The organism is Pseudomonas sp. UC 17F4 (assembly GCF_900101695.1).
Classification (GTDB): domain Bacteria; phylum Pseudomonadota; class Gammaproteobacteria; order Pseudomonadales; family Pseudomonadaceae; genus Aquipseudomonas.
The window spans coordinates 1,449,325-1,469,222 of the sequence record NZ_FNKV01000001.1; the positions used below are offsets into that span (position 1 = coordinate 1,449,325).

Annotated in this window: 20 protein-coding genes; 11 read left to right on the forward strand and 9 right to left on the reverse strand. The window is 64.2% G+C overall.

The features are described from left to right. Positions 1-3: 3 nt before the first annotated feature. Complete coding sequence (gene thiE / locus BLR26_RS06720) at positions 4-630, reverse strand: thiamine phosphate synthase (protein WP_093379204.1); 627 nt, start codon at positions 628-630, stop codon at positions 4-6. A 21-nt stretch (positions 631-651) separates the two neighbouring features. Then, complete coding sequence (locus tag BLR26_RS06725) at positions 652-1,449, reverse strand: hydroxymethylpyrimidine/phosphomethylpyrimidine kinase (protein WP_045199832.1); 798 nt, start codon at positions 1,447-1,449, stop codon at positions 652-654. A 263-nt stretch (positions 1,450-1,712) separates the two neighbouring features. Between BLR26_RS06725 and BLR26_RS06730 the strand changes: the two genes are divergently transcribed. From BLR26_RS06730 to BLR26_RS06745, 4 genes are all read left to right on the forward strand, one after another. Next, the gene (locus tag BLR26_RS06730; protein WP_045199830.1) at positions 1,713-3,704 is read left to right on the forward strand and encodes a sensor histidine kinase; all 1,992 of its coding nucleotides are present in this window, start codon (positions 1,713-1,715) and stop codon (positions 3,702-3,704) included. Positions 3,705-3,787: 83 nt separating this feature from the next. After that, the gene (locus BLR26_RS06735; RefSeq protein ID WP_093379208.1) at positions 3,788-5,440 is read left to right on the forward strand and encodes an acyl-CoA dehydrogenase family protein; all 1,653 of its coding nucleotides are present in this window, start codon (positions 3,788-3,790) and stop codon (positions 5,438-5,440) included. A gap of 32 nt (positions 5,441-5,472) precedes the next feature. After that, on the forward strand, positions 5,473-6,978 hold the full coding sequence (gene amn / locus BLR26_RS06740) for an AMP nucleosidase (protein WP_371128634.1): 1,506 nt from the start codon (positions 5,473-5,475) through the stop codon (positions 6,976-6,978). 6 nt (positions 6,979-6,984) lie between these two features. After that, a complete protein-coding gene (locus tag BLR26_RS06745; RefSeq protein WP_045199823.1) occupies positions 6,985-7,614 on the forward strand; it encodes a pseudouridine synthase in 630 nt (209 codons plus the stop codon). Here BLR26_RS06745 and BLR26_RS06750 read toward each other — a convergent pair. Together BLR26_RS06750 and BLR26_RS06755 are read right to left on the reverse strand one after the other, a co-directional pair. Then, positions 7,611-7,814, reverse strand: coding sequence for a DUF2788 domain-containing protein (locus tag BLR26_RS06750; RefSeq protein WP_010222926.1), 204 nt, complete (start codon positions 7,812-7,814; stop codon positions 7,611-7,613). The genes BLR26_RS06745 and BLR26_RS06750 overlap by 4 nt on opposite strands. A gap of 55 nt (positions 7,815-7,869) precedes the next feature. Further along, on the reverse strand, positions 7,870-8,346 hold the full coding sequence (locus tag BLR26_RS06755; protein ID WP_010222927.1) for an Lrp/AsnC family transcriptional regulator: 477 nt from the start codon (positions 8,344-8,346) through the stop codon (positions 7,870-7,872). Between the two features lie 406 nt (positions 8,347-8,752). Between BLR26_RS06755 and BLR26_RS06760 the strand changes: the two genes are divergently transcribed. Beyond that, positions 8,753-9,502 (forward strand): DUF6515 family protein, encoded by a 750-nt coding sequence (locus tag BLR26_RS06760; RefSeq protein WP_093379215.1) that lies wholly within the window; start codon positions 8,753-8,755, stop codon positions 9,500-9,502. Positions 9,503-9,555: 53 nt separating this feature from the next. Here BLR26_RS06760 and BLR26_RS06765 read toward each other — a convergent pair whose 3' ends face one another. Beyond that, positions 9,556-10,428 (reverse strand): cation diffusion facilitator family transporter, encoded by an 873-nt coding sequence (locus BLR26_RS06765; protein ID WP_093379218.1) that lies wholly within the window; start codon positions 10,426-10,428, stop codon positions 9,556-9,558. Between the two features lie 25 nt (positions 10,429-10,453). After that, entirely contained in the window at positions 10,454-10,873 is a 420-nt protein-coding gene (locus tag BLR26_RS06770; protein WP_093379221.1) for a polyribonucleotide nucleotidyltransferase, read from the reverse strand. 118 nt (positions 10,874-10,991) lie between these two features. Here BLR26_RS06770 and hrpB point away from each other — a divergent pair, with 118 nt between their 5' ends. Further along, complete coding sequence (hrpB, locus tag BLR26_RS06775; RefSeq protein ID WP_093379225.1) at positions 10,992-13,517, forward strand: ATP-dependent helicase HrpB; 2,526 nt, start codon at positions 10,992-10,994, stop codon at positions 13,515-13,517. Here the strand turns inward: hrpB and BLR26_RS06780 are convergent, their stop codons facing one another. Further along, positions 13,518-14,597: an endonuclease/exonuclease/phosphatase family protein gene (locus tag BLR26_RS06780; RefSeq protein ID WP_093379228.1), complete on the reverse strand. Its 1,080-nt coding sequence runs from the start codon at positions 14,595-14,597 to the stop codon at positions 13,518-13,520. A gap of 11 nt (positions 14,598-14,608) precedes the next feature. Continuing rightward, the gene (locus BLR26_RS06785; protein ID WP_045199812.1) at positions 14,609-15,277 is read right to left on the reverse strand and encodes a DUF7847 domain-containing protein; all 669 of its coding nucleotides are present in this window, start codon (positions 15,275-15,277) and stop codon (positions 14,609-14,611) included. A gap of 153 nt (positions 15,278-15,430) precedes the next feature. Between BLR26_RS06785 and BLR26_RS06790 the strand changes: the two genes are divergently transcribed. The 3 genes from BLR26_RS06790 to BLR26_RS06800 all read left to right on the forward strand — a co-directional run bounded on the left by BLR26_RS06790 (position 15,431) and on the right by BLR26_RS06800 (position 17,380). Beyond that, positions 15,431-16,177, forward strand: a complete 747-nt coding sequence (locus BLR26_RS06790) for a DUF2076 domain-containing protein (protein WP_093379231.1) — start codon at positions 15,431-15,433, stop codon at positions 16,175-16,177. A gap of 101 nt (positions 16,178-16,278) precedes the next feature. Beyond that, positions 16,279-16,758 carry a LabA-like NYN domain-containing protein gene (locus tag BLR26_RS06795; protein WP_036996945.1) on the forward strand — a complete coding sequence of 160 codons (480 nt, stop codon included), beginning with the start codon at positions 16,279-16,281 and terminating at the stop codon, positions 16,756-16,758. A 19-nt stretch (positions 16,759-16,777) separates the two neighbouring features. Beyond that, positions 16,778-17,380 carry a 3'-5' exonuclease gene (locus BLR26_RS06800; protein WP_045199808.1) on the forward strand — a complete coding sequence of 201 codons (603 nt, stop codon included), beginning with the start codon at positions 16,778-16,780 and terminating at the stop codon, positions 17,378-17,380. On the opposite strand, the gene BLR26_RS06805 is transcribed toward BLR26_RS06800, so the two are convergent. Next, a complete protein-coding gene (locus tag BLR26_RS06805) occupies positions 17,377-17,835 on the reverse strand; it encodes an Lrp/AsnC family transcriptional regulator (protein WP_045199806.1) in 459 nt (152 codons plus the stop codon). The two genes, BLR26_RS06800 and BLR26_RS06805, sit on opposite strands and share 4 nt — an antisense overlap. Positions 17,836-17,988: 153 nt before the next feature. Between BLR26_RS06805 and yedA the strand changes: the two genes are divergently transcribed. Beyond that, on the forward strand, positions 17,989-18,921 hold the full coding sequence (yedA, locus tag BLR26_RS06810; RefSeq protein WP_045199804.1) for a drug/metabolite exporter YedA: 933 nt from the start codon (positions 17,989-17,991) through the stop codon (positions 18,919-18,921). Positions 18,922-18,962: 41 nt separating this feature from the next. Next, entirely contained in the window at positions 18,963-19,871 is a 909-nt protein-coding gene (locus tag BLR26_RS06815) for a hypothetical protein (RefSeq protein WP_143013258.1), read from the forward strand. Positions 19,872-19,898: the final 27 nt, after the last annotated feature.

Here is a 19,898-nt window from a genome sequence, read left to right on the forward strand (position 1 = left end):
CAATCAGGCAGAAGCGAACAGGGCGTTGAAGGCGCGTGCACGGCGGGTGACTTCCTGCGTGCTGTCGGCGCCGAACAGGCCGTGAATCACCGCCAGCAGGTCGGCGCCGTGGGCGACCAGCGGGGCGGCGTTGTCGAGGGTGATGCCGCCGATCACGCAGATCGGCAGCTTGATGCGGGTGCGCGCTTGTTCCAGCAAGGCGATGTCGGCGGCGGGCACGCCCGGCTTGGTCACCGAGTTGAAGAAGCGGCCAAAGGCGACGTAGCTGGCGCCTTCGCGGGCGGCCTGTTCGGCCAGCTCAAGCTGGGCATGGCAGGTCGAGCCGATGATCGCTTCGCGGCCGAGCAGGGTGCGCGCTGGCGTCAGCGGGCCATCGGTCTGGCCCAGGTGCACACCGACACCCAGGCGCGCGGCCAGCTCGGCATCGTCGTTGATGATCAGTTGGGTCTTGTAGCGTGCGCAAAGCTCGGCCAGGGCTTCGGCTTCGCGCAGCCGACGGGACTCGTCCTGGCTTTTGTCACGGTACTGCAGCAAGGTCACGCCGCCTTCAAGCGCCGCTTCGACATAGGGCAGGAACTTGCCGGCCAGCAACTGGCTGTCAGTGATGGCATACAGGCCGCGTAACTTCATGGTGTAGACCTCAAGCGAAGATCAGGAACAGAAATCCAGGGGCAGGCGGCGCGGCACGTACTGGCCTTTGCCCAGTTGCTCGGCGTCGCGCAGGGTCCGCCAGGTGTAGTCCAGGGCCGAACGCACCGCGCTTTGCAGTTGCTCGCCAAGGGCCAGGCGGCCGGCCAGGGCGCTGGCCAGGGTGCAGCCGGAACCGTGGTAGCTGCCGGGCAGGCGCTGGCAGGTCCAGGTATGACGCTGGCCGTCGCGGCTGTACAGGCGGTTGTGGATTTCGTGTTCGTCACCGTGACCGCCGGTGATCAGCAGGTGTCTGACAAACGGCAGGAGTTTTTCGGCGCATTCATCGGCGCTGCCGTCGGGCAGCTCGGCCAGGATGCGCGCTTCGGGAAGGTTGGGGGTAGCAATGGTTGCCAGCGGCAGCAGGCGTTCGCGCATGGCGTAGCCGACTTCATCCTTGCCCAGGCGGCCACCGCCGCCAGCGCGCAGGACCGGGTCGCAGACCAGCGGCAGGTGCGGGTGGGCACTGAGCAGTTCGACCACGGTATCGACCATTTCGGTCGAGCCGAGCATGCCCAGCTTGACCGCCGCTACGGTCGAATCGGCAAGCACGGCATTGGCCTGGGCCAGTACCCACTCGCGGTCGAGGACACGGAAGTCAGTGACATTGACGGTATCCTGAACGGTCAGGGCGGTCACGGCCGGAGCGGCATGACAGCCTTGCGCAATCAGGGCTTCGATATCTGCCTGCAAGCCGGCACCGCCACTGGGGTCGTGGCCGGAGAGACAGAGGACAACGGGGCGGGAGCTGTAGGTATTCATGGTGCGCGAGCTTATCACCAAACGCTTTTGCTGGGTCCGCCCCGGCGCCGGGGATTTTTCAACGGGCGTTTGAACTGTACTTGTGAAATCGCTGAAAGTGGCGTTCTAGAGCCTTCGGCGTAAAGTTTTCAGTGGCATCTGGCAGGCTCGGAAAGCTATGCTAGAGTGCTCGAATAAACCGATAACGGTTACTGCCGGATTGCATCGCCTCAAACGGACAGGAGGCTACGCGACGCGACCGGGACAGGCCATGCTGGGGCTGTATGCGCTATTTGCTGATTGTTGTGCTGGGCTGGTTGCCGTTACTGGCCCCGGCGGTCGATTTCGACGACTCCACCCGCAGCTTGCCGCTGGGGCAAGTGATGCAAGTGTTCGAAGACCGCGATGGCAATGCCAGCATTGCGCAGGTCAGTGCGCCCTCGTTCGCCGAGCATTTTCGCCCGCACCGGGCCGAGGTCCTCAACGCCGGTTACTCCACCTCGGTGTTCTGGCTGAAAGTCCAGCTGCGCTACACCGCCTTGCCCTCGGCTGCGCCCCGCGCTTGGTTGCTGGAACTGGCCTACCCGCCGCTCGATCACCTGGAACTCTACCTGGCCGACGCCAGCGGCACCTTCCACCTGGCCCAGCGCACCGGCGACGCCTTGCCCTATGCCAGCCGGCAGATCAAACAGAACAACTACCTGTTCGAATTACCGTTCACCCCCGGCCAGACCACCACCGCTTATTTGCGCCTGCACAGCGAAGGTTCGGTGCAAGCGCCGCTGACCCTGTGGTCGGCCCAGGCTTACCTCGAAGCACAGCCCACCCGCTTGTACGTGTTGGGCCTGATCTACGGCGTATTGCTGGGGATGCTGGTGTACAACCTGTTCATCTACCTGAGCGTACGCGACACCAGTTACCTGTATTACATCCTCTACATCGCCTCGTTCGGCCTGTACCAGGTGTCAGTCAACGGCGCTGGCGTGGCGTATTTCTGGCCGGACAGTCCCTGGTGGGCGAACGCCGCCACGCCGATGTTCATCGGCGCGGCAGGTTTGTTCGGTTGCCAGTTTGCCCGCAGTTTCCTGCAATTGAGCAATCACAGCCGTGTCTTCGATGCAGTGCTCAAGGTGCTGATGGGCTGCGGCGCGCTGGTCATGCTGTTGTCGCTGACCAGCAGCTACGGTGTTGCCCTGCGCCTGGCCACCGCCTTGGCCCTGCTGTTTACCGTGTGCATTTTCGCCGCCGGGATTTTCGCCTGGCGCCGTGGTTTGCGCGTGGCCCGCTACTTCATCATCGCCTGGTCGGCATTCTTGCTCGGCGGCCTGGTCAACACCCTGATGGTGCTGGGTTACCTGCCGAACGTGTTCCTGACCATGTATGCCAGCCAGATCGGTTCGGCGCTGGAGGTCGGCCTGTTGTCCCTGGCCCTGGCCGACCGCATCAACAGCATGCGCGACGAGCAGGCCCGGACCCTGCGCGAAACCGGCCGTACCCTGGAACAGCTGAACATCGAGCTGGCCAACAGCAACCGTCTCAAGGACCAGTTCCTGGCTACCGTCACCCACGAACTGCGCACGCCGATGAACGGTGTGATCGGTTCGCTGGAACTGATGCAGACCATGTCGCTGGACGGCGAGCTGGCCCAGTACCAGCACACCGCAAGCTCCGCGGCCCAGGACATGATGGGCATGGTCGATGACATCCTCATCCTCACCGAACTGCAGGCCGGCCGCCTCAGCGCGCAAAATGCACCGTTCAGCCTGCGCTCGCTGCTGCAGGAAGTGCGTGCCGAATACGCCGCGCCGGCCATGGCCAAGGGCTTGTACCTGAGCCTGGATATCCCGGCGGAGCTGCCTGACGTACTGATCGGCGATCGACACAAGCTGGCCATGTGCCTGGGTTACCTGATGGACAACGGCATCAAATTCACCCACCAGGGTGGAGTCATGTTGCAGGCCCGCGGCACACGGCTGGGGCCGGACCTGTTGGGCCTGAGCATCAGTGTCAGCGACAGCGGCATCGGTTTTGACTGCCTGGACGAAGCCACGCTGTACCAGCGCTTCTTCCAGGTCGACGGTTCGATGACCCGTGAATACGGCGGCTTGGGCATTGGCCTGGCGATTTGCCGGCAGCTGGTCGAGTTGATCGGTGCACGCCTGCAGCACGAATCCAACCCGGGCCTGGGCAGCCGTTTCGAGCTGAACCTGAGCGTGCCCTTGAGCCCGCCCCAGGCGCAGTTGGGCATGCCTCGGCCAGGGTTAAACCACGGCTAGTTAGGCGTTTTTGTCACTTTGACAGGGGGGCAGGGCGTGATTCACTGAAAATTCAGTCACGCCAGGATCCAGGAGGCCCCTCGATGAACCTGCACCAGTACGCTGAAACCCATGAGGTCACCAACCAGCCACCGTCCCTGGACGGGGCCAACCTGTACCGCATCGACCTGCCACTGCAGGAATGGTCGCGGCGCTACGGGGCGGGTTGGGCGCAGGAGCGCATCGACGCGTACGGTGCCCTGGCCGGCGGGCCGCTGATGGCCGCAGGCTTTCTGGCCAACCAGAACAAGCCGCAGTTCAGCAGCCATGACCGTTATGGCCATCGCATCGACCTGGTGGAGTTCCATCCGGCCTATCATGAACTGATGCGCACGGCCATCGAGCATGGCCTGCCGTCCTTGCCGTGGACCGACCCGCGTGAAGGCGCGCATGTCGCCCGCGCCTCGATGACCTACCTGCACAGCCAGGCCGAAGCCGGCAGTGGTTGCCCGCTAACCATGACCTTTGCCGCGGTGCCGGCGCTCAAGCTGCAACCTGAGCTGGCCGAGTACTGGCTGCCGAAAGTGCTGGCCACCAAATACGACCCGCGCAATGTCGGCGATCGCCACAAGGCCGGCGTGACCCTGGGCATGGCCATGACCGAGAAGCAGGGCGGCACCGATGTGCGTGCCAACACCACCCGCGCCTATCCGGTGGGAGCACCCGGCCCGGGCCAGGCCTATGAGCTGGTCGGGCATAAATGGTTCTGTTCGGCGCCGATGTGTGATGCCTTCCTGACCCTGGCGCAGACTGACAAGGGCTTGAGCTGCTTCCTGCTGCCGCGCCACCGCCCGGATGACAGCCGCAACCAGTTCTATATCCAGCGCCTGAAGAACAAGCTCGGCAACTGCTCCAACGCCTCCAGCGAGGTCGAGTTCCGTGGTGCCCTGGCCTGGATGATCGGCGAAGAAGGCCGCGGCGTGCCGACCATCATCGAGATGGTGGCCATGACCCGCTTCGACTGCATGGTCGGCTCCAGCGCCCTGATGCGTCAGGCCCTGACCCAGGCTGCCCATCATTGTGCCCATCGCCAGGTCGGCGGGCGCTTGCTGGCCGAGCAGCCATTGATGCAGAACGTGTTGGCCGATCTGGCCCTGGAAAGCGAAGCGGCGCTGGCCCTGAGCCTGCGCATGGGCCGTGCCCTCGACCAGCCGGATGATCCGCACCAGGCGCGTTTTGCCCGCTTGATTACCGCCGTGGGCAAGTACTGGATCTGCAAGCGTGCGCCGGCAATGATCAACGAAGCGGCCGAATGCATGGGCGGCGCCGGTTATGTCGAAGACAGCATCCTGCCGCGGCTGTACCGCGAAGCGCCGGTCAACTCGACCTGGGAAGGTTCGGGCAATGTCCAGTGTCTGGACGTGTTGCGGGCACTGTCCAAGGAGCCAGGTGTGCTCGACACGTTGTTCGCCGAGCTCGGTGATGGCCACGGCGACCCGCGCCTGGCCGCACATATCGGTAACCTCAAGGCGGCCTTTGCCGACACCGCGGACATCCAGTACCGCGCCCGCCAGCTCACCGAAGACATCGCCGTCGGCCTGCAGGCCAAGCTGCTGCTCGAAGCCGGTAACGCCGCGGTCAGCGATGCCTTTATTGCCAGCCGCCTGGGCGGCAATGGCCGGGTGTATGGCGTACTGCCCCGTGGTGTCGACGTCGCCGCGCTGGTGCAACGCTCGACCCCGAACTGGCCGCTCTAACGTGCGTGCCTTTGCCGCCGGATATAGGCAAGATGGGCGTATGCATGTCAGACAGGAAGTACATTGTGAGCCGTACTGATGAAGCCTTCGTTGTCGTAGAAACCGCCGAGCAGGCCGTCGATCGCCTCGCCGCCCTGCACGAACAAGCCACCGCGGCCCTGAGCCAGGCGCTCAAGCGCTACCTCAAGGACCGTACCGAGCCGGATGCCGAGGAGCGCGCACTGTTCCGCTACCCCGAGCTGCGCCTGACCTACCAGTACCATGGCGAAGTGCCGGCGATCACCCGCGCCTATGCCAAGGTCCAGTTGCCGGGCACCTACAGCGTGACCGTGACCCAGCCGGCGGCGTTCCGGGGTTACCTGCTGGAGCAATTGAAGCCGCTGATGCGCGACTTCACCGTCACGGTTGAAGTGGGCGTCAGCCAGCAGAACATTCCTTACCCCTATGTGGTCGAGCAGGGCGATGAGCTGGCCGGTACGGGCATTACGGCTGCGGCGCTGGCGCGGGTGTTCCCCAGCACCGATCTTTCTGCCGCCACCGACGGCATCGCTGACGGCCTGTACGACTGGGCCAACGTCGACCCGTTGCCGCTGGCGCTGTTCGACGCCGCGCGGGTGGATTTTTCCCTGCGCCGCCTGGTGCATTACACCGGCAGCGACTGGCGCCATGTGCAGCCGTGGATCCTGCTGACCAACTACCACCGCTATGTCGACCAGTTCATCAGCCACGGCCTTGAGCGGTTGCGTGACGACCCGCGTTTCGTACGCATGGTCCTGCCGGGCAACGTGATCATCGAAAAGGCCATGGACAACGGCGAAGCGCAGGCCCTGGTTGCCGGAGTGGTGTGGCACCGCTACCAGATGCCGGCCTACCACCTGATCGCCGCTGATGGCGACGGCATCACCCTGGTCAACATCGGCGTCGGCCCGTCCAATGCCAAGAACATCACCGACCACCTGGCGGTACTGCGCCCGCATTGCTGGCTGATGATCGGCCACTGTGGCGGCCTGCGCCAATCGCAGACCATCGGCGACTACGTGCTGGCCCACGCCTACATGCGCCGCGACGGGATTCTCGACCGGGTAGTGCCGCCGAACATTCCGATTCCGGCCCTGGCCGAAGTGCAACTGGCCTTGCAGGAAGCGGCGGCGCAAGTGACCGGCGAGCGGGGCGACGAGCTGAAAAAGCGCCTGCGCACCGGCACCGTGCTGACCTACGACGACCGTAACTGGGAGTTGCGCTGGGCGCAGGAGCGGCCGTTGATCAACCTGTCGCGGGCCGTGGCGGTAGACATGGAGAGTGGCACCATCGCCGCCCAGGGCTATCGTCTGCGGGTACCGTACGGCACTTTGCTGTGCGTTTCCGACAAGCCGCTGCACAGCGAGATCAAACTGCCGGGGGCTGCCAACGCCTTCTACAACCGGGCGGTCAGCCAGCACTTGAAGATCGGCATCGCTGCCCTCGACCTGCTGCGTACCGAGCTCAACTCGCTGCACTCGCGTAAACTGCGCAGTTTTGACGAGCCGCCGTTCCGCTGAGGCCCCATGTCGTTACCCCCACGCTCCAAGCCGCGGCGCCCCGCGGCCAAACCCGCCGGCCCGCGTCGCCACGCCAAGGCGCCGCCGGCCGAGCCGCGGTTGATCCTGTTCAACAAGCCCTTTGACGTGCTGACCCAGTTCAGCGACGGCGAAGGGCGCGCGACCCTCAAGGACTTCATCGCCATCCCCGGCATCTACCCGGCTGGGCGCCTGGACCGTGACAGCGAGGGCCTGCTGCTGTTGACCAACGACGGCCAGTTGCAGGCGCGGATCGCCGACCCCAGGCACAAGCTGGCGAAAACCTATTGGGTACAGGTAGAAGGGGAGCCGAGCGAGGAGCAACTGCAGCGTTTGCGCGATGGCGTCGAGCTCAACGACGGCCCGACCTTGCCGGCCCAGGCCCGTCAGCTCGACGAGCCCGAACTGTGGCCACGCAACCCGCCGGTACGCTTTCGCAAAAGCGTACCGACAAGCTGGCTGGAGCTGGTCATCAAGGAAGGGCGCAACCGTCAGGTGCGGCGCATGACCGCTGCCGTCGGCTTGCCGACCCTGCGCCTGGTGCGCGTGCGGATCGGCGACTGGAGCCTGGATGGCCTCGATCAGGGCCAGTGGCGGGAAGTCCCGGCCAGGCTTTAGACGCCTTCGATGAAGCCGATCACCACGCTTTTGATGATGAAGGCGAGGATGCCCAGGCCCAGCACGAAAAACAGGATGAAGGTGCCGAACTTGCCGGCCTTGGATTTTTTCGCCAGGTCCCAGACGATAAAACCCATGAAACCAATCAGGATGGTGACCAGGATGGTCATCATCCATTCTTCGAACAACGCAGGATCCATCGATACTCTCCGGCAGGTTGAGGCGCGCGATTATACGCCGCCGTTGCCAACCTGACTAACGCAGGTGCGTGAGCGGCAGTTCGGTGCTGGCCAGTACCTGGTTGAGAACAAAGCTGGAGCGCACGCTGGTCACGCCTTCGATACGGGTCAGGTGGCCGAGCAGCAACTGCTGGTAATGGTCCATGTCGGGCACCACGACTTTCAGTTGGTAGTCGGCATCCATTCCGGTCACCAGGCTGCACTCGAGCACCTGCGGCAGGCTGCGGATCGCCGCCTCGAAGGTCTCGAAACGCTCGGGAGTGTGCCGGTCCATGCCGATCAGCACATAGGCGGTCAGGCTCAGGCCGAGCTTCTTGCGGTCGAGCAGGGCGACCTGGCGGGCAATATAACCGTCGTCTTCCAGTTGCTTGACCCGACGCGAGCAGGGCGAAGGTGACAGGCCGATGCGTTCGGCCAGTTCCTGGTTGGAGATACGCGCGTCGCGCTGCAATTCGGCAAGAATGCTCAGGTCATAACGGTCGAGCTTGCTCATGGGATTGGCCTTTTCTGTTTCGATTGCGTCGAATTATCAATCTGTAGGCAAAAATTGCGCAAGTGATATTTAAATGAGCAATCTTCGCAATCCTCTGCCGCTGCCATCGCCGTATTCTTATCACCAGAATCACTGCCCGGACATCAGTCCAGTGCGGCGGGCCGAATCAGGCCAGCTGCGGCCAGCAACCCCACCAGGTTGTGCTCGGCCCCCGGGCTACACATTGTCCACAAGACGGCGTGAGGTGAGCCGGTGTCACAAGCGCCGAGCACGGACAAAATTCTCAAAGGGAGACCCCAGGGTCTCCCTTTTTTATTACTCAAATTTCATCTGGCGGCCGATAACCCCTGGCAGACGGCCTGATAGAGTAATCACAGGCCCCTTGTTATCGGTCCGAGAGGAAAGTATGAAGTCGCGTGTCTGGCGTATGGCGGGTGTGGGTGTGCTGTGCATGAGTGTCAATCTGCCGCTGCTGGCTGAGGGGCAGGGAGCTTCACCCCTGCAGTCGCGGCCCGATGAAGTGCGCCAGACCCAGGAGCCACGCACCGGCTATTACCAGGATATCCCGCGGCGCAACGACAACCGCTATTACCACGCCGGTGGCGGCGGGCATGGGAATGGCCACGGCAATGGCTGGGGGCCGGGGCCGCAATACCGCCCGGGGCAAACCATCGAACACTTCCCCGAGCAGTACTGGAAAGTACCCTATCGCGGGCATGACTACTTCTATTCCGGCGGTTACTGGTATCGCCCGCAAGGCCCGCGCTATGTAGTGGTGACTCCGCCCTATGGCGTGCGGGTCAACTACCTGCCCGACTATGCCCAGCAAGTGTGGATAGGCAGTGCGCTGTTCTTTCTGGCGGCAGGGACGTATTACCAGTACCTGGAAGACAGCCGCGAGTATGTGGTGGTCAACCCGCCGGCGGCCAGTACGCCGGCCCGAAGCGGCCCAGGTTATGACGTGATTGCTTATCCCGCGCAGGGCCAGAGCCCGCAGCAGCTTGATCGCGACCGCTACGAATGCCATCGCTGGGCGGTGCAGCAGACCGGTTTTGACCCGGCTGCGGCCAGCTACGCGCCGTCGGCGCAGGTGGCCGATAACTATCGGCGGGCGCAGGGTGCTTGTTTGAGCGGGCGAGGTTATAGCGTCAATTGACCCAGGGCTGCTGCGCAGCCCCTCGCTGGCAAAGAGCAGCCTTGCCAACTGCCTCACATCACCGGATCTGCATGCACCAGCACTTCAGCCTTGGGGTACTTGCTGTTGATCGCCGCCGCTGCCTGGTCACACAAGGCATGGGCCTGGGTCAGCGGCAGGTCCCCGGGCAACTCCAGGTGCAATTGCACGAACCAGTGGCTACCCGACACCCGCGTACGCAAGTCGTGGGCGCCGCGCACCCCCGGCACACTGCAGGCCAGCGCCAGCATCTGATCGCTGATGTCGCCGGGCAGCTCCTGATCCATCAGGATCGAGCTGCTCTCGCGGGCAATCTGCAGGGCGCTCCAGAGGATGTACAGGGCAATGCCCAGGCCGAAGATTGCATCCAGCTGTGGCCAACCAAAGCGCGCCAGCACTAGGGCAACGAGGATGCTGCCGTTGAGCAGCAGGTCGGAGCGATAGTGCAGTGAATCGGCGCGCACCGCGGTCGAGCCGGTGATGCGGATCACCTTGCCCTGCAGCATCAGCAAGGCAATGGTCAGCACCAGCGACAACAGCATCACCGCAATGCCGATGCCGGTGTCACCCAGAGGCTGCGGATTCTGCAGCCGCTCAACCGCCTGCACGCCGATCAGCACCGCGCTGACGCCGATGAACAGCGCCTGGGCCATGCCGGCCATGGCCTCGGCCTTGCCGTGGCCGTAACGGTGGTCGTCATCGGCCGGGCGCAGGGCGTAGTGCACCGCCAGCAGGTTGAGGAACGAGGCGACTCCATCGAGGGCCGAGTCGGTCAACCCGGCCAGCAGGCTGACCGAACCACTGAGCCACCAGGCCAGCGCCTTGGTCAGGATCAGGATACTGGCCACCGCCAGCGATGCGCGGGTGGCCAGGCGCAGCAGGCGTTGGTGTTCAGCCGAGGGAGTCATGCCTAAAGTGGCTTCCTGTCAGAGTTCAAGCAGCGGGCTTGAGGCCGTACATGGCCAGTTGCTCGACACTACCCTTGTGCTGGATCAGGCGCGGGTCGTTGAGCGGCAGGCGCTGGCCCAGTTCGCTTTCGAGAATAGCCTGCAGCTTGCTGTTGTCGACCTTGCCGTCGGCGCTGATGGCTTCATTGAGTTTTTCAGGCGCGACCTGGGCGGTGGTGCCGCCGGGCAGGTAGATGGCGCCGGTGGCGAAGTCGATGCCGAAAGCGATCAGGCCCGGGATCACATAGAAAAGAATGCCGATGGCGTCGAGGGCAGCAACCACCGGGTCGATCTTGCCTTCGATCTGGCCGCGCCGGTCGGGGAAGAACAGGGTGCCGCAGGCGGTCAGTTGGCTCAGCAGGGTGGCGATCACGACGCCGCCAATGACACGGGAGGGAATACGCATGGAAGTCTCCGGAATGAAGGCGACAAAGATACAGGCAAAGAGCCTGTATCTACAGCTAAGACCATGATAAGGCAGGCTCGGTTCGCCGTTATACTCGGCGGATTGTTTGAGGGCCACCATGAAATCATTACCGATCGATGCCGCACTGCCAGCCTTGCGCGCCGCCTTGAGCCAGCGCCACGAAGCGGTGCTCGAAGCGCCCCCTGGCGCCGGCAAGACCACCCGCGTACCGCTGGCGCTGCTCGATGAGCCGTGGCTGGCCGGGCAGCGCATCCTCATGCTCGAACCTCGGCGCCTGGCGGCGCGGGCGGCGGCCGAACGGCTGGCCAGCGAGCTGGGTGAGCAGGTTGGGCAAACGGTCGGTTACCGCATTCGCCTGGACAGCAAGGTCGGGCCGAACACGCGCATCGAGGTGGTCACCGAAGGGATTCTCACCCGCCGCCTGCAGGCCGATCCGGCGCTGGACGGAGTGGGCCTGCTGATCTTCGACGAATTCCACGAGCGCAGCCTCGATGCTGACCTGGCCCTGGCCCTGAGCCTCAATGGTCGCGAACTGTTGCGTGACGACCCGCCGCTGAAAATCCTGCTGATGTCGGCGACCCTTGAGGGCGAGCGCCTGTCGAGCCTGCTCGACGATGCTCCGGTGGTCAGTAGCGAAGGGCGCATGTACCCGGTGGATATTCGCTGGAGCCGGCCGTTCCAGGCGGGCGAGTTCATCGAGCCGCGGGTGGTCGATACGGTGCTGCAGGCCATCAGCGACGAGTCGGGCAGCGTGCTGGTGTTCCTGCCGGGGCAGGCGGAGATTCGCCGCGTGCATCAGTCACTGCAGGAGGCCCTGGGCGAGCGCCGCGATATCCTCCTGTGCCCGCTGCATGGCGAGCTCGATCTCAATGCCCAGCGCGCCGCCATCGACACGCCAGCCGCCGGCCTGCGCAAAGTGGTGCTGGCGACCAACATCGCCGAGACCAGCCTGACCATCGACGGTGTGCGCGTGGTGGTCGATGCGGGCCTGGCGCGGGTGCCGCGCTTTGATCCTGGCAGCGGCATGACCCGCCTGGACACCCAGCGCATCTCCCGCGCCAGCGCCACCCAGCGTGCTGGCCGCGCTGGGCGCCTGGAGCCCGGCGTGTGTTATCGCTTGTGGTCCGAAGCCCAGCACGAGCAACTGGCGGCCTATGGCGCGGCCGAAATTCTCCAGGCTGACCTGGCTGGATTGGCCCTGCAACTGTCGCGCTGGGGCGTTACCCCCGAACAACTGCGCTGGCTCGATCAGCCACCTGCGGCCGCCTATGGCCAGGCGCTGGAGCTGTTGCAGCGCCTGGGCGCATTCAAGGCCGACAGCCCGGACAGCCTCAGCGCCCACGGCCAGGCCATGGCCGAACTGCCGGCGCATCCGCGCATCGCCCACCTGCTGTTGCGCGGCCAGGACCTGGGCCTGGCCGACATGGCCTGCGATGTCGCCGCCTTGCTCGGTGAGCGCGACATTCTGCGCGGCGGCGGTGCCGACCTGCATAGCCGCCTGGCCCTGCTCAGCGGCGAAACCCGCGCGGCCAAAGGCGCGCAGGGCGGTGTGCAGCGCGCCCGGCAACTGGCCCGCCAGTACCGCGGTTACCTGCGTGGCAACGCCACTGCAGCCGTCGCCGACCCCGAGCATTCGCGCTGGCTCGGCGCCCTGCTGGCACTGGCTTATCCCGACCGCGTTGCGCAGCAGCGGCGTGCCGGCGGTGCGGAATATCGCCTGGCCAACGGTCGCGCTGCGTTGTTTGGCGAAGCCGATGCCTTGATGAAACATTCGTGGCTGGTGATCGCCGATCTGGGCAGCCGTCAGGGCCAGCGCGAGGAGCGCATTTACCTGGCCGCCGATTTCGACCCGGCACTGTTCGACGGGGTGCTGGCCGAACAGGTGCGCAGCCTGGATATCCTTGACTGGGACGAACGCGAGAACGTTTTGCGTGCCGAGCGTCAGCGCAAGGTCGGCGAGCTGGTGCTCAGCCGCGAGCCTTTGACCGGCCTGGATGAAGACGCCCGCGCCCGGGCCTTGCTGGAACTGGTGCGGCGCAAGGGTCTGGAGTTGCTGTCGTGGACGCCCGAGCTGCGCCAGTGGCAGGCACGGGTGGCGCTGTTGCGCCAGCTCGACCTGGCAAGCCGTGGTGAAAGCGAGTGGCCGGACCTGGGGGATGCCGCGCTGCTGGCGAACCTGTCCGAGTGGTTGCAACCCTACCTGGGCAAGGTCACCCGCCTGAGCCATTTTGCCCAGCTCGACCTCGCGTCGATCTTGCGCAACCTGCTGCCCTGGCCGCTGCCCCAGCGCCTGGATGAGCAGGCGCCGGTGCACCTGAGTGTGCCCTCGGGTTCGAACATTCGCCTGGACTACAGCGAAACCCCGCCGATTCTCGCCGTGCGTCTGCAGGAACTGTTCGGCCTGGCCGAAACTCCGCGCATCGCCCAGGGCCGTCAGCAAGTCCTGCTGCATTTGCTGTCGCCCGCGCGCAGGCCGGTACAGGTGACCCAGGATCTGGCCAACTTCTGGCGCAGTACCTATGCCGAAGTGAAGAAAGACCTCAAAGGGCGCTACCCCAAGCACTATTGGCCGGATGATCCGTTGGTGGCCGAAGCCACGGCGCGGGCCAAGCCGCGCAAGTAGTCACGGCTGCGCCGGCAACAGCAGGCGCGCCGTCACTGGCAGGTGATCGGAAATCTCCAGGGTGTCCTGCTGAATTACCTGTGCCCCCAGACGCTGCAGTTTGGGGCTGTGGAACAGGTAGTCGAGGGTGCGGTCCGGGCCTTGCAGGTTGCGGTCGTTGGGGTAGTGGGTCAGCCAGGCCGCGCGGTCGGCGCCGCTGGCTTCGGCGTTGCTGGGGATCATCGGGTATTTGTCCCAGAGCAGATGCAGGTCGCTGTCGGCACCGTACTGGCCGCGCAGTTCGGCCGGCAGGCGGCGGTACTGGCCGAGCGGCAGCAGGTTGAAGTCGCCGCCGATCAACCATGGCGTGCCTTGGCTTTCCAGCTTGTCGAGCAGGCGCGTCACCTGTTGCACCTGCTGGCGCTGGATATCGCTGCCGGCTTCGAAGGTCGCCAGGCGGGTGTTGAGCACCGCCAGCTGGCCGCCATCGCGCAGCGGCAGGTAGCTGGCAACAATCGCCTGCTGAGGTTGCAGCAAGCGCCGCCAGGCATTGCTGGCGTCGACCGGCAATTGCAGGCGCTCGGCCTGCTTGATCGGGTAGCGGCTCAGGGTCGCCAGGCTGCGGCCGACACTGCCGAAGATGTGCCAGTCGGGGACGAAATCGGCTTTCCAGTCGTAGGCCTGCACCGCGCAGGGGTAAATATCCACCAGCCGTTCGCGCAGCAGTGCCAGTTGGTCTTGGTAGCCGCTGGCCTTGGCGTTGTTGTCCAGTTCCTGGAGCAGGACGATGTCCGGCTGCTCAGCGCGGATTACCCGCGCCACTTCATCAAGGTTGAAGGCGAGGTCTTCAGGGGTAGGGCGGGTGTCGTCGCCGCGGCCCTGGTCGTACCAGAATACGTAGCGCTTGCCGGCCAGGTACTGCACGTTCCAGGTCATCACCTTGAGTACCTGGCCGGGTACCAGTGCCGCCGTGCTGGCCCGGCAACTGACCGCCAGGCTCTCGCGCGGTTCAGGTTGCCAGCTCAGCTGGCTGGCCAGCAGCCACAGCAGGGCGATCACAACAAGCAGGGTCAGCAGGGCGTTGCGCAGTAGTCGGGTCATCGGCTAACCAGTCAGGACAGCGGTGGCTCTGTCGCCGGTTCGCTGACCAGCATGTACAGGCGGAACATCACTACGGTGCTGAACAGCTGCAAAAAGCCGTTGCCGCTATCCAGAGCCAGTTGCGCCAGCGGCGAAGGCTCGGGCACCAGCATCATGCTCAGGCCGTCGATCAGCCACAGCACTGCCATTACGCCGAGGACGCAACTGAAGATGCGCCAGAAGTTGCCGGTGGTCATCTGGAAACTGGTACGCATGGCTTCGATCGGTGGCTGGCCGCGCAATACCAGGGCGTATTCGGCAAACACCAGGTGGATCATCACCCAGATACCAGGAATGATGAACAGCGCGGCGCCGGCCATGATCAGCAACGAGCTGAGCATCACCATCAGCGCAAACGACGGCCACAGGCGCAAGGCCATGGCCAGCAGGTTGCGCTTGAGCGGGGCGTAGCCGTTGCTGCGGCTGTCGAGGTAGAGGATCAGCGCGGCGCTGTACAGCGGGTAGAACAGCAGGCTGACCAGCATGCCGTAGCCTGGCGAGGCGTCCTTGCCCAGTTGCTGGTACAGCAACTGGGCGCACAGGGCTTCGAGCACCACCAGCGGCAGGCACAACTGGGCAATGCTCAGCAGGTGACGGCGGAAGAAATACAGGGAGTCGCGCAGAACACTAAGCGGATTCATCGGTCGATATCGCATTGAATAAAAGCAGGGCGTCACTTTAGCCCAGGCGCTGGCCAACCTGAAGAAAGTTTAATCCCGGCTTGTGTTGAATCTGGCGCCTCGGCACCCCATTTTACCGGTACCCGTTTTTCCGCTTTTGCAGTGAGGTTGCCCATGAACAGTGAAGAACAAACCCTGATCGACGGCCTGTTCGGTCGGCTCAAGCAGGCCGAAGATCCGGCCGTGCCGCGTGATGCCCAGGCCCAGGCGCGCATTGGCGAGCACCTGCAGCAGCAACCGGCGGCGCCTTACTACATGGCCCAGGCGATCCTGGTGCAGGAAGCGGCGCTCAAGCGCCTGGATGAACAGAACAAGCAACTGCAGGCCGAGCTCAAACAGGCCAAGGCCCAGGTGGCCGCTACCGCGCCGAGCAGCAGTGGCGGCTTCTTGTCGAGCATCTTCGGCAGCGGCACCCGCGACCCGCAGCCGGTGCAAAACCAGCCGGCGGCCAGCGCTCCTGCCAGTGGTGGCGGCTGGCGCGAACCGTCGCGCCCCTCGTTCAACCCGCCTGCCCAGCAGCAGGGCTTCAACGCAGCTCCCGCCCAGGCCCCGGCCCGCGGCGGTGCCAGCAGCTTCCTTGGTGGCGCGCTGCAAACTGCTGCAGGCGTGGCCGGCGGGGTGATGCTGGCCCAGGGCATCAGCAGCCTGTTCAATCATCACTCGCAGCCTGAAGAGGTGGTCGAAGTGATCAAGGAAGAACCAGCACCCGCCAGCGATAGCGGCGGCTGGGGCAGCAACGACGAGCAGCGCCTGACCGCCGACAACGGCGGCTATGGCAACGACCAGGGCGGCTTCATCGACACCGACTACGGCAGCGATGATGGCGGCTTCTTCGGCGGCGACGACGACAGCTTCGTCTGACCGCGCTTACCCGCATGGCCCGCGGGCTGGCATACTGGGCGCCGAAACGGCCCCGGTGTGCGGCGGCCGGCAACAGCGCCGTGGCGCCATGAGGAAAAGCGGTGAAGAAGATCGCGGTATTCGCCGATGTGCAAAACCTCTATTACACCGTGCGCCAGGCCTACGGTTGCCACTTCAACTACGCGGCGCTGTGGGCCGATATCAGCCAGCACGGGCAGATCGTCGAGGCGGTGGCTTACGCCATCGACCGCGGCGACAGCAAGCAGCAGCAGTTTCAACAGATCCTGCGCAACCTCGGTTTCACGGTCAAACTCAAACCCTACATCCAGCGCAGCGACGGCTCGGCCAAGGGCGACTGGGACGTGGGCATCACCCTCGATGTGATCGATGCCGCCGCGCGGGTCGATGAGGTGGTGCTGGCCTCCGGCGACGGCGATTTCGACCTGCTGCTGGAACGGGTCATCAGCCGTCACGGCATTCAGGCCGTTGCCTATGGCGTGCCGGGGCTGACCGCCAACTCACTGATTCGCGCTGCTAGCCGATATGTGCCCATCGAGGGCAGCCTGCTGCTCAAGCATTAAGATTTTTGAGGTTGTCGTTTTGGAACGTATCGCTGTCATCGACTTTGAAACCACTGGCATTTCACCCGGCGCCGGTTGCCGCGCCACCGAAGTGGCGGTGGTCATGCTGGAACGCGGGCGCATCGTCGAGCGCTACCAAAGCCTGATGAATGCCGGGGTACCGGTACCGGCGTTTGTCGCCGGCCTGACCGGTATCACCACCGCCATGCTGCGCAGCGCGCCGCCAATTGCCCGGGTGATGAACGAAGTAGCCGAGTTCGTTGGCGATACGCCGATGCTCGCCCACAACGCCTCGTTCGACCAGAAGTTCTGGGACTACGAGCTGGCGCAGATCGGCCGTAGCCGTAGTCAGCGTTTCGCCTGCTCGATGTTGCTGGCGCGGCGCCTGATGCCCTCGGCGCCAAACCACAAGCTGGGCACCCTGACCCGCTGGGCCGGCCTGCCTGACACCGGCACCGCGCACCGGGCCATGGCCGATGCCGAAATGGCCGCCAACCTCGCCCAGCACCTGGCCGGACAACTGCGTCAGCAGGGCGTCAACGGCGTTTCCCACCAATTGTTCTGCAGCCTGCAGAAAGTCCCCGCGGCGAAGATCGGCGAAGCGCTGAAAACCTATCGCTAGGCCTTCTTGCCGTTGTGTTCCAGGTGGCCCAGCGGCAAGCGCCGCTCCACGGCGCTGGAGAGAATGATCGAGGTCTTGCTGAAGCCGAACCGGGCGACCCGGTTGATCAGCTCTTCGAGTTCCGGCATCGAACCCACTGCCGCCTGCATGATCACGCAGGGGTCGCCGGTCACCCGGTGGCACTCGGTCAGTTGCGGAATCTGCGTGAGTTCTTCGTAGGTTTGCTGGTTGCCATGGCTGGCCAGGCGCAGTTCGATCACGCACTGGATCGGCAGGCCGATCTTCTCCAGGTCGACCTTGGCCTGGTAGCCGGTAATCACCCCGCTGGCCTCAAGCTTGGCCACCCGCTCGGCCACCGCCGGAGCGGAGAGATTGACCTTGCGCGCGAGCTCGGCGAAGGAGGCGCGGCCGTTGTCCAGCAGGGCGCTGAGGAGCATGCGATCGTATTTGTCCATGGGTTTCCAGGGGCGGGTTGTTGATTCCAAGGCGCAAGGCCAAAAGATCCGTTGTTTCAAAAGTGTACGGTTCGTTTAAACAGGTTTTGTAACTTATGTTTACTGCGCTGCCTTTCTAAACTAACTGCCCGACACCCATAATTCGAGCCCCCCATGCCTGCCTCCCGTCGCTTCCCGTTAGTCTTGATCGGTGCCTTTCTCGCCTTGTACCTGGTCTGGGGCTCGACTTACCTGGTGATTCGCATCGGCGTCGAATCCTGGCCGCCGTTGCTGATGGCCGGGGTGCGTTTCGTCATTGCCGGCTCCTTGCTCTACGGCTTTTTGCGCTGGCGCGGCGTGCCGGCGCCGACCTGGCCGCAATGGCGGGCGGCGAGTGTCATCGGCGTATTGCTGCTCAGTTGCGGCAACGGCGGCGTAACCCTGGCTGAACATGCCGGTGTAGCTTCAGGCGTGGCAGCGCTGGCGGTGGCTACAGTGCCGCTGTTCACCTTGATGTTCGGCCTGCTCTGGGGCCATCGCAACACCCGTCTGGAATGGGCCGGGATTGTCCTCGGCCTGGTCGGCATCGCCTTGCTCAACCTCGGCTCCAACCTGCAGGCCAGCCCGGTCGGCGCTGCGCTGATCCTGTTTGCCGCCGCCTCCTGGGCCTTCGGTTCGGTCTGGAGCAAAAGCCTGCCGCTGCCCGCCGGGCCGATGGCCAGCGCCGCAGAAATGCTTGTCGGTGGCGTGGTCTTGCTGCTCGGCAGCGCCCTGAGTGGCGAACGCATGACCCAGATGCCTACCGCCGCTGGCTGGGGGGCGCTGGCCTATCTGGTGTTCTTCGGCTCGATCCTGGCCTTCAGCGCCTACATGTACCTGCTCAAGCATGTGCGCCCGGCCGCGGCCACCAGTTATGCCTATGTCAACCCGGCGGTGGCGGTGTTGCTGGGGATTGTTTTTGCCGGCGAGCAAATTGGTTTCGAGGAATGCGTGGCAATGGCGGTTATCATTGGCGCCGTTGTGCTGATCGGTGTGCCGCAGTGGCGCCGGCCGGCAGTGGAAAAAGCCAAAACTGTTGGCGAAGTGGAAGGTGAACTGTGTAAATGAAAGGACGTTTTGCCAGGAAGGCAGTGAAGATTTTTGCTTGTGTGGCCTTGCTCGTAATGGGCGTGGTGATGCTGTATGACGGTAAGCAAACCTTCATGACCCTGTATTTCCAGGAACCCATCTCTCTGGAAAACAGTTTCGAAATCGAGGCCGCCTATTTGCAGGCCGTGCGCCAAGCCATGGCCCCCTGGCCGATCCCGGCGGGCAAGCTCGAACTGCGTCTTGAGCCCGGCAACCGGCAAGCGTTGCAGGTGCGTTTTGCCAAGGATGCCCTGGACGCCGGGCAGCGTCAGCAACTGCGGGCGCTGTTCGAGTCATTCGAGCCCGCTCGGGAAGAGGTCCGGCCCACAGGCCGGCTGCTGGTCGACATGCGTCAGGCGCGTCAGGTGGGCCTGGGTGTTTACGATTTTGGCCCGGCGCCCGCTGAAGTCGTCGCGCTTGGCGAGATGTCGCTGGCGCTGCACTTCAGCTTTCCTTCGCAAATCGATGTGCAACTGCGGCGCAACGAGCAGGCGACTGCGCAAAAGCCGCAAGCCGATATGATCTGCGAGGCTAGCGCCAGGCTGAATGGCGCCTTGCCCTTCGAAGTCACCGACTTCAATGTCAGTGGCGCCGATCTGCGCGGCGAGATGAAACTGCGCATGCCCAGCGGTTTACAACTGCGGGCGCCGGCGCAATTGTCGTTCGATGAGCAGCGATTGCTTGAGCGCCTGGAAATGGGCGATATGCGGGTGCGTATCCAGCGCCCGGAGACTATCGACCGGTTGGTGTTCGAGTTCGGCAAAATTGGCACTGTCAGGGATCAGCCTTACCTGTTTTTCATCCGCAGCGATCCCGAAGCATTCGCGGCATGTCGTGCGATTGCCTACCAGAGCGGCAGGCCGTTTTCGTTCTACCTGGGTGAAGGGCTCGATCGCCTGCTCAAGGTACGCTTTGCACCGCAAGGCTGATAGCGATGGCGGCACGCGCCGGGCCTG